Origin of the sequence: Streptomyces sp. MS191 (assembly GCF_008042125.1) — a bacterium.
In the GTDB taxonomy this organism is placed as follows: domain Bacteria; phylum Actinomycetota; class Actinomycetes; order Streptomycetales; family Streptomycetaceae; genus Streptomyces.
Map to the genome: position 1 here is coordinate 65,798 of NZ_RDBI01000051.1, position 8,059 is coordinate 73,856.

The 8,059-nt window shown below is 74.2% G+C and carries 8 protein-coding genes; 6 read left to right on the forward strand and 2 right to left on the reverse strand.

Annotation, left to right across the window (positions count from 1 at the left end):
* Window positions 1-125 precede the first annotated feature (125 nt).
* From EAO71_RS22785 to EAO71_RS22795, 3 genes are all read left to right on the forward strand, one after another.
* Window positions 126-2,021, forward strand: coding sequence for a bifunctional phosphatase PAP2/diacylglycerol kinase family protein (locus EAO71_RS22785; protein ID WP_261992294.1), 1,896 nt, complete (start codon window positions 126-128; stop codon window positions 2,019-2,021).
* Window positions 2,021-2,974, forward strand: coding sequence for a YihY/virulence factor BrkB family protein (locus EAO71_RS22790; protein ID WP_147979709.1), 954 nt, complete (start codon window positions 2,021-2,023; stop codon window positions 2,972-2,974). The genes EAO71_RS22785 and EAO71_RS22790 overlap by 1 nt, the downstream gene beginning before the upstream one ends.
* A 61-nt stretch (window positions 2,975-3,035) precedes the next feature.
* Complete coding sequence (locus EAO71_RS22795) at window positions 3,036-3,893, forward strand: phosphatase PAP2 family protein (RefSeq protein ID WP_147979688.1); 858 nt, start codon at window positions 3,036-3,038, stop codon at window positions 3,891-3,893.
* Between the two features lie 69 nt (window positions 3,894-3,962).
* On the opposite strand, the gene EAO71_RS22800 is transcribed toward EAO71_RS22795, so the two are convergent.
* Entirely contained in the window at window positions 3,963-4,691 is a 729-nt protein-coding gene (locus EAO71_RS22800) for an SOS response-associated peptidase (protein ID WP_147979689.1), read from the reverse strand.
* A 218-nt stretch (window positions 4,692-4,909) separates the two neighbouring features.
* Between EAO71_RS22800 and EAO71_RS22805 the strand changes: the two genes are divergently transcribed.
* The 3 genes from EAO71_RS22805 (at window position 4,910) to EAO71_RS22815 (ending at window position 7,105) form a co-directional block, all read left to right on the forward strand.
* Window positions 4,910-5,920, forward strand: coding sequence for an aldo/keto reductase (locus EAO71_RS22805; protein WP_147979690.1), 1,011 nt, complete (start codon window positions 4,910-4,912; stop codon window positions 5,918-5,920).
* Between the two features lie 43 nt (window positions 5,921-5,963).
* The gene (locus EAO71_RS22810) at window positions 5,964-6,383 is read left to right on the forward strand and encodes an SRPBCC family protein (RefSeq protein ID WP_147979691.1); all 420 of its coding nucleotides are present in this window, start codon (window positions 5,964-5,966) and stop codon (window positions 6,381-6,383) included.
* Between the two features lie 95 nt (window positions 6,384-6,478).
* Window positions 6,479-7,105: a hypothetical protein gene (locus EAO71_RS22815; RefSeq protein WP_147979692.1), complete on the forward strand. Its 627-nt coding sequence runs from the start codon at window positions 6,479-6,481 to the stop codon at window positions 7,103-7,105.
* 31 nt (window positions 7,106-7,136) lie between these two features.
* Here the strand turns inward: EAO71_RS22815 and EAO71_RS22820 are convergent, their stop codons facing one another.
* Entirely contained in the window at window positions 7,137-7,886 is a 750-nt protein-coding gene (locus EAO71_RS22820) for a restriction endonuclease (protein ID WP_147979693.1), read from the reverse strand.
* Between the last annotated feature and the right edge of the window lie 173 nt (window positions 7,887-8,059).

Genomic DNA, 8,059 nt, shown 5'->3' on the forward strand with positions numbered 1-8,059 from the left:
CGGCGGGGCCGGGGCCCCCGGTCGCCGCCGGACAAGGGGCGCGGACGGCCTCGCTCGCCCGGCGCGGACGGCCTCGCTCGCCCGGCGCGGACATCATCCGGCCGTGACGGGCAATGAGGACTGTCATGACGACGCAGAGGGATGCGGCCGCGAGACGTTCCGGGCTTCTGGTGCTGGTGCCGGCGCAGGCGAGCCTGATGGTGGGGCTGGGTCTGCTGCTGACCAGGGCTCCGGTGGCCGACCTGCTCGGCCCCGTGGAGGACCGGGCCAGCCGCGCCTTCGCCGCCTACCGCGCCCCCGTGGCCGACGCCGTCTCGAGCTGGCTGTCGGTGCTGGCCGGGACCCAGGCGGTCGTGGTGGTGACCCTGGTGTGCGTCGCCGCCCTGCTGGTCCTGCCGGGATCACGGCGGTGGGCGGAGGCCGTGTTCCTCGGCGCGTCGGTCGCCGTGCAGTCAGCGGTGTTCCTCATCGTGACCGTGTGCGTGCAGCGGCCCCGTCCCACGGTGCCGCACCTCGACGCGGCGCCGCCGACGTCGAGTTTCCCGTCCGGCCATGTCGGCGCCTCGGTCGCCCTGTTCGGCGGGCTGGCCCTGCTGGCGCTGACCCGGCTGCGGGGTCCTCGGCGGTACGTCACCGTGGCGGCTCTCCTGCTCGTCCCGCCGTTGGTGGCCCTGTCGCGGCTGTACCGGGGCATGCACCACCCCACCGACGTGGTGGGCGGCCTGGCCAACGGCGCGCTGACACTTCTGGTCGTCGGATCGGTGTTCCTCGCCGGACGCGTTCCGGGCGGCGCCGCCGACGACCACGGCCGGCGGCGGTCGTCCTCCGGCGCGAATCCCGGCGCGACCACCGGCGCGAATCCCGGCGTCCTGACGGCCGGGCGGGTCGTCGTCGTCCGTCATCCGCACGCCTGCGACGACCGGCTCGCCGGCCGCGTGCGCGCCGTCCTGGAGGCGCACAGCCGTCCGGATCAGCGATGGACTCCGACCACGGCCGCGCAGCCGTGCGGTGAACTCGCCGCGATCTGTGACGCCCCGGCGCCGGGCCGGGCGGGCCCGGCCCCCGCGCGCGTCGACCTGGTCGTCGCCTGCGGAGGGGACGGGACCGTACGCGCCTGCGCCGACGTGGTGGCCGGGACGGGGATCGCGCTGGTGGTCGTGCCCTGCGGCACGGGGAACCTCCTCGCGCGCAACCTGGGCCTCCCCCTGGACCCGGCGACGGCCCTGGAGGAGGCCCTGGGCGGGGACTGCTTCGGCATCGACGTGGGGCGGGTGCGGGGCGACGGCCTCGAGGCCACCCGGTTCACCGTCATGGCGGGGGCGGGCTTCGACGCCGCCATGGTCCGGGACGCGTCGCCGCGGCTCAAGGCGCGGCTGGGCTGGGCCGCCTACCTCCTCGCCGCGGCCCGGCACCTCAGGGATCCCCGCACCCGGGTCTCCGTCCGGGTGGACGGCGGACGGCGTCGCCGCCACCGGGCCCGCATGGTCGTCGTCGGCAACGTCGGCACGCTGCAGGGAGGGGTCGAGCTCCTGCCGGGGGCGCGCGCCGACAGCGGGCGGCTGGACGTCGTGCTGTTCGATCCGGAGGGCGCGGCCGGGTGGCTCGCCGCGACCGGGCACCTGGTGTCCCGGGTCCTGCGCCCGCGGTCCACGGAGCCGCGGCGGGGTGCGGGGCAGGCTGCCGATCCGGCGGAGGCCGGCGGACGGTCCGTCGCCGGCGGCGCTCTGACGTACTACCGCGGCCGCCACATCGACATCCGCTTCGCCGGGGCACAGCCCCGTGAGATCGACGGGGACACCGTCACCGACGGCCGCCGGCTGACCGTGGAGACGGAGCCGGGCGCGCTGCGCGTGCGGCTGCCGCGCGCTCCGGGGCCCGCTGCGGTCCGGCCTGCCGCCCAGCCTCCGCGCCGTACGCGGAGCGGCGACGGTGCGCCCCGGGCGGCCGGGGCCCCGGACCGTCCCGTCCCCTCGGACGTCCTCGCGCCGCTCGCGCCGAGGCACACACGGTCAGGATCATGATGGGCACCGCCACGCGGGTACCGCAGAGACGTGACGTCCGGGGCGAGGAACTGTCCGGCGACGAGGCGTGGGCGGCGCTGCGCCGCTACGGGGGCTGGCGGCTGGCCCGGGATTCCTTCGTGCGGTTCCGCTACGCCGACGGCTTCAGCCACTCCCGCGCCCTGGCCCTGCAGACCGTGCTGTCCATCGTGCCGCTGGCCATCGCCGCCATCGGGCTGTCGAGCGTGCTGCACACCGAGGACATCGGCCGCGTCGCCGAGCTGACGATACGCCGGATCACCAGCGGGCCCAGCCGGCAGCTGGTCGACGACGCCCTGCGCGAGAGCCGTCGCCACGCCGACGACGGCGGCCAGGCGGCGCTCTGGCTGGGTCTGTTGTTCTCCCTGGTCAACGTCACGACCAGCCTGTGCCAGGTGGAGCGCGGCGCCAACCGCATCTACGGGAACGAGCGCGACCGGCCGTTCCTGCACAAGTACACCCGGGGACTGGTGATGGCCGCGCTCGCCGGGTTCCCGCTGGGGCTCAGCTTCGTCGTCACCGTCCTCGGCAGCGACCTCACGCATGTGTTCGCGCAGGTCTACCATCTCGGGCCCGGCACCGTCCGGGCCTGGGAGGTCCTGCGCTGGCCGATCGGGATCCTGCTGGCGGTCCTGGCGACCAGCGCGATCTTCCGCCTCTCGCCGCGCCGCGCCCAACCGGGCTACACCTGGCTCGCGTTCGGCGCCGTCGTCTATCTCGTCCTGTGGCTCACGGCGACCTGGGCGCTGAGCCTGTACGTCGGCGCGAGCGGCTCGTTCACCACCGTCTACGGACCCCTCAGCGCGATCATGTCCCTGCTGCTGTGGTCGTATCTGACCTCGCTGGCCCTCTTCCTCGGCCTCGCGTTCGCCGCACAGCTGGAAGCCGCGCGCGCGGGCCTCGAGGAACCGGTGGGCCGGGACCCCGGGGTCTGACCACGCCCCCCACGAGCCGGCCGCGGCTCCCCACGCGACAGGTAAGGAAGTCGACTTCACCATGGCACAGCGCACCACGCGAGCCCGACGGCCCGCCGTCCGGGCCCTTCTCACCCGGCACGGCGGTGCCGACGCGGCCTTCGGGACACGGCTGGTCCTGGCGGCGCTCGCCACCGGTGTGGTGGCCGTCCCCTTCGCACTCGCGCTGGTCCTCGTCGAGTCCCGGTGGCCGCCGCTGCACCGGCTCGACCGGACCACGGCGGAGCGGCTGCACCAGACCGCCCTCGAACACCCGGGCTGGGTGCGCTTCCTGGAGTTCCTGACCGGCTACGTGTGGGATCCGGTCGTGATGCGCCTGCTGGTCGCCGTCGTGGTGGTGTGGCTGCTGACCCGCCGCGCGTGGCGGCTGGCCGCCTGGGCCTCCGTCACGGCGGTGGCCGGCGGTCTGACCGGTCTGCTCACCAAGCACGCCGTCGAACGCGCCCGCCCGCACCTGCCGGATCCGGTGTCCCACGCCCCCGGATTCTCCTTCCCCTCCGGTCACGCGATGACGGCGACCACCTCCTGCGCCGTCCTCCTGCTGGTCCTGCTTCCCCTGGTGCCCCGGGCCTGGCGCCCGCTGCCCTGGGCGCTGGCCGTCACGGCGGTCGTGGGAGTCGGGTACACCAGGGTCGCGCTCGGCGTGCACTGGGTGAGCGACGTCGTCGGAGGATGGCTGCTCGGCATCACCGTCGTCACGGCGACGACCCTGGTCTTCGAAGCCTGGCGTCTCGACGCCGGGCGCCGGCGGACGACGCCCGCGCAGGGCCTGGAACCCGAGATCTCCTCGACCGCGCCGGAACCGCCCCTGGCCCTGCGCCGCGCATCTCGGCCCCCGGAGGAGTCGCACGATCCGCCCGGTACGCGGCCTCCCCGGTGACGGGGGGAGCCTCCCCGGTGACGGGGAACTCCTCCTCGGCGACGGAAGACGCCCGCGACCCCGGCGGGGTCAGGCGGGCGCGTCGAGCAGCCGGGGCCCGTTGTTGCGGACGCTGTTGACCGCGGTCGACACCGGGCGCACCTCCAGGCGGCCGCCGCCGGGGGTGTGCAGCAGCGCGCGCAGGGCGTGCACGTCCTGGTGGGCCGGGTCGAGCCACGCGTCGTAGTCGGCGGGGTCGAGGGCGAGGGGCATCCGGGGGTGGACCCGGCCGGCCGCGTCGGTGGCCTCGGTGGTGATGATCGTGCAGGTGGTCAGCCAGGCGTCCGGATCGTCCTTCTCGGCGACGGCCGGGTCGCGCCAGAACTCGTACAGACCCGCCATCGCCATCGGGGAGGCGTCCTCGGGCCGGATGAAGTAGGGCTGCTTGTACGCCTTCGTGTCCGCGGTCGCCGCGACGGACTCCCACTCGTAGAAGCCGTCGGCGGGCAGCAGGCAACGGCGTGCGGCGAAGGCCTTGCGGTAGGCCGGCTTCTCGTGGACCGTCTCGACGCGCGCGTTGATCATGCGCGAACCGACCCCCGGGTCCTTCGCCCACGACGGCACCAGCCCCCACCGCACCGGGCGCAGCCCGCGCACCAGCTCGCCGGTGTCGGGGTCCGGCCGTTCCCAGACGGCCCACACCGGATCGGTCGGGGCGACGTTCCAGCTCGGCGGGATGGTCTCCTCCGGATTCCAGCGGGCCTCGAAAAGACCGGCGAGATCCTGGGGTGCACGCGTGGAGGCGTATCGGCCGCACATGCCGCCACTCTCCCATCCCCCGCGCCGGGAGCGCGGCATCGACCGGCTGCCCGCGCGGGTGCGGACCGCGTGTCGCCGTGCCCGTACGCGACGCCCTCCTTGAATTAGCCCGCGCATGCAAGTATTGTCGACGCATGTAAGGCGCGTCTGCATTCACACGCGGCGCCGACACGACTCGGGGTCGACCCCTCGGCCCCTCATCCCGCAAAGGCACACGCATGTCCCTCACGAACATCCTTCCCGGCCGCCTCGGCTTCGGTACCGCCCCACTCGGCAACATGTTCCGCGCGATCCCCGACGACGAGGCCCGTGCGACCGTCGAGGCCGCCTGGGACCACGGCATCCGCTTCTACGACACCGCCCCCTTCTACGGCGCCGGCCTGGCCGAGACCCGGCTGGGCGAGGTACTGGCCGGCAAGCCGCGCGACGCGTACGTGCTCTCGACGAAGGTCGGCCGGGTCGTCCTCGACGAGCACGAGACCGCCGCCCGCGACCTGGGCGAGAAGGGCGGCCTGTTCGAGCACGGCAACCCGAACAAGATCGTCCACGAGTGGACCGCCGAGGCCACCGAGCGCTCGATCGAGGACAGCCTGAAGCGCCTCGGCACCGACCGCCTCGACATCGTCTGGGTGCACGACATCGCCCAGGACTTCCACGGCGACCTCTGGCTGCAGAAGTTCGAGGAGGCCCGCACCGGCGCCTTCCGCGTCCTGTCGCGGCTCCGCGACGAGGGCGTCATCAAGGGCTGGGGCCTCGGCGTCAACCGGACCGAGCCCATCGAGCTGACCCTCGCCCTCGACGAGCCGCGGCCCGACGGCTTCCTCCTCGCCGGCCGCTACACCCTCCTCGACCACGAGCACGCCCTGGAGCGGCTGCTCCCCCTGGCGCAGGAGCAGCGCGTGGACATGGTCGTCGGCGGTCCGTACAGCTCCGGCATCCTCGCCGGCGGCACCCACTTCGAGTACCAGCAGGCACCGGCCGAGATCATCGAGCGCGTCGGGAAGCTCAAGGCCCTCGCCGCGAGGCACGGCGTGAGCATCAAGGCCGCCGCCCTGCAGTTCTCCCTCGCACACCCGGCCTCCGCCGCCGTCATCCCCGGCGCCACGCGGCCCGGCCGCATCGCCGAGGACACCGCCGCCCTGGACGAGGGCGTCCCCGCCGCGTTCTGGACCGAGCTGCGCGCCGCCGGCCTGGTCAGCCCGGCCGCCCCGCTCCCGCACGGCGCCTGACCCCGTATCCCCCGCGCAGCACCACACCCCAGGAGAAACGATCATGGCCTCCACGTCCGTCAGCCGCGTCCTGCCCGCCTCACCCCGGCAGGTCTGGGACCTCATCGGCGGTTTCGACGCCCTGCCCGACTGGCTCCCCTACATTCCCGAGAGCACCGCGCTCGAGGGCGGCCGGGTCCGCCGCCTGACCAACCCCGACGGCGACGTGATCGTCGAACGCCTCATGGCGTACAACGAGGCGGAGCGCTTCTACACGTACGCCATCCTCGAGGCGCCGTTCCCCGTCACCGGCTATCTCTCCACCCTCCGCGTCCACCCGGTCGAGGGCCGGGACGACCGCGTCGAGGTGCAGTGGTCCGGGCGCTTCACACCCGACGGGGTGAGCGACACGGAGGCGGAGGAGCTCTTCGCCGGGATCTACCGCGACGGCCTCGACGCCCTCCACCGGACCCTCGCCGCCTGACCCCACCGGCCGGCCGCGCCGCCACCGCAACCGGCGCGCCCTCGGCCGGCACGAACTCGGAGGCGCCGACGGGGAGTCCACGGAAGACTGCGCGGATGATCGTGATGCAGCCCGTACTGGAGGTCTCCGCGACGGCCGGGTTCGACCTGTGGCCCGTCGCCCGGATCGAGGCGTACGGCCACATGCCCCTCAGCGGTGCGCTCGCTCCGGACGAGGTGGGGCTGGCGGTGATGCGCGTCGCCGCGTGCAACGACGTCGATCCCGCCCCTGACGAGGATCGTCCGCCTCGGCCCGGCGATCCGCTCGCCTCCTTCCTGCACGGGCTGCTCACCCTCGAGCAGCCTTTCGCAGCCGGCGGGCTGCGGGTCACGGACACGGCCGGCGGCGCCACGCTGCTGCCCGGCTGCTGCACCGGGCTGGAGGACTGGCGGGAGTGGTACGACGTGCTGGACGGCGGCGGGGCCGGCTGGTTCGGCCACGATCCCTCACCTGGGGCGGAACTCCGCGGTGAGACGGTCCGGTTGACCGTCGACGCCGATCGGGACGGCAGTCCGGTCATCGTGCCGGCCGCCGACGAACTGCGGACTCTGCTGGCCGGTGTGGAACGCGACCTGCTCGCGTTCCACACGGCGGCCGACGCCTGGGCCTCCCGGTACCTGCCCGATCAGGCCCCGCTCGTCCGGGCCGCGCTCGCCCGCGCGTYGGCCCTGCCCGTCCCTTGAGCCGGACACGCCGCCGGCTGTCCGGACCGGATCAGGCCGGGCCGGCCGCGGCGACCGCCGGGGGCGCGTCCGGGTCGGGGGTGTCCCAGGGCGGGAGGACCGTCAGGTCCGTCCAGGCGGTCAGCGCGTCGCCGTCGACGCAGACGATGCCGCAGGTGGCCGCGTACTCCATGGCAGGGGCGGTGAAGGAGCTGGTGGTCACGACGACGGCCACGTCGGCCTCGTGGACGGTGAAGCAGGTGCCGCCGAACCGTTGCAGGTCCTGCGAGCCGACCCGGTTGTGGTCGGCGTAGTGCTTGCACTGGACGACGACGCGACGTCCGTCCGCGGTCGTCGCTATGACGTCGGCGCCCAGATCGCCCGCGCCGCCCACCACTTCCACGGCGGAGCAGCCGTCCCGCGCGCAGAGCGCGGCGATCGTGTGCTCGAAGCCGTCGGCGTCGACCGCCGCATGGTCCAGGGCGTCGGGCCCGACGTCGGGGAGGTCCGGAGCCGTCGTCGCGTAGGCGTCCACGGCGTCCCACTGCTCCGCGGGAGGAGCGGACAGCCGCCTGCGGACGGGCGAGACGCTCCACCTGATGATCACCATCGCGACGACCAGCGTCGCGACGATGAGGAGCGGCAGCACCGCCATACGGCTTCCGGCCGCCTCGACCGTCTTGAGGAAGAGCGCCAGGCCCCCGACACACGTCCCGACGAGTCCGACCGCCAGCACCACGTCACGGCCGATCGGCACCGTTCCGCGCCCGGCGACTCGCCGGTCCTCTCCCGCTGTCGTCATACGGGTCCCCTCCCTCACGCTCTGCCGCGGGCACGTCCACCGCGGTCGCGATGACCGTCTAGCCGCGATCACGCACAGCAAACAGAGGAGATCAGGCGGTGTCCTGCCCCACTCACCGGCCGTGCGTGAGGGGACCGGTATGACGACAGCGGGAGAGGACCGGCGAGTCGCCG

Coding starts and splice junctions, on each gene's coding strand:
- EAO71_RS22820 (WP_147979693.1), bottom strand. CDS start 7,886: ATGACGACAGCGGGAGAGGACCGGCGAGTCGCCGGGCGCGGAACGGTG.
- EAO71_RS22805 (WP_147979690.1), top strand. CDS start 4,910: ATGTCCCTCACGAACATCCTTCCCGGCCGCCTCGGCTTCGGTACCGCC.
- EAO71_RS22790 (WP_147979709.1), top strand. CDS start 2,021: ATGGGCACCGCCACGCGGGTACCGCAGAGACGTGACGTCCGGGGCGAG.
- EAO71_RS22800 (WP_147979689.1), bottom strand. CDS start 4,691: ATGTGCGGCCGATACGCCTCCACGCGTGCACCCCAGGATCTCGCCGGT.
- EAO71_RS22785 (WP_261992294.1), top strand. CDS start 126: ATGACGACGCAGAGGGATGCGGCCGCGAGACGTTCCGGGCTTCTGGTG.
- EAO71_RS22810 (WP_147979691.1), top strand. CDS start 5,964: ATGGCCTCCACGTCCGTCAGCCGCGTCCTGCCCGCCTCACCCCGGCAG.
- EAO71_RS22795 (WP_147979688.1), top strand. CDS start 3,036: ATGGCACAGCGCACCACGCGAGCCCGACGGCCCGCCGTCCGGGCCCTT.